We start from the raw sequence: 337 nt of genomic DNA on the forward strand, positions 1-337 counted from the left end.
CTCCTCCTCTTGGGCTCGAACCAAGGACCCTCTGATTAACAGTCAGATGCTCTAACCAACTGAGCTAAGGAGGAATGTTCCTCTTTTAAGGTGCTGCAAAGATAATATGAAAAATAATATCAAGCAAATATTTTTTACTCAAAATTACCCGAAAAGTGCTATCAGATTATATTTCAGTAAATTAAATTTTAAATTAATTTGAAACAGGAAAGTATTAAAATCAAAAAAGACCTACAGTAATGTAAGTCTTTTTTGCTCCTCCTCTTGGGCTCGAACCAAGGACCCTCTGATTAACAGTCAGATGCTCTAACCAACTGAGCTAAGGAGGAATGTTCCT

General features: G+C 36.2%; 2 tRNA genes. Both read right to left on the bottom strand.

Annotated elements, in window-relative coordinates:
- Nucleotides 1–74: transfer RNA gene (locus AB671_RS21845), tRNA-Asn, on the bottom strand.
- 181 nt (nt 75–255) lie between these two features.
- Nucleotides 256–329, bottom strand: a tRNA-Asn gene (locus AB671_RS21850).
- Nucleotides 330–337 lie beyond the last annotated feature (8 nt).

This window comes from Chryseobacterium sp. BGARF1 (assembly GCF_001677955.1).
Classification (GTDB): domain Bacteria; phylum Bacteroidota; class Bacteroidia; order Flavobacteriales; family Weeksellaceae; genus Chryseobacterium.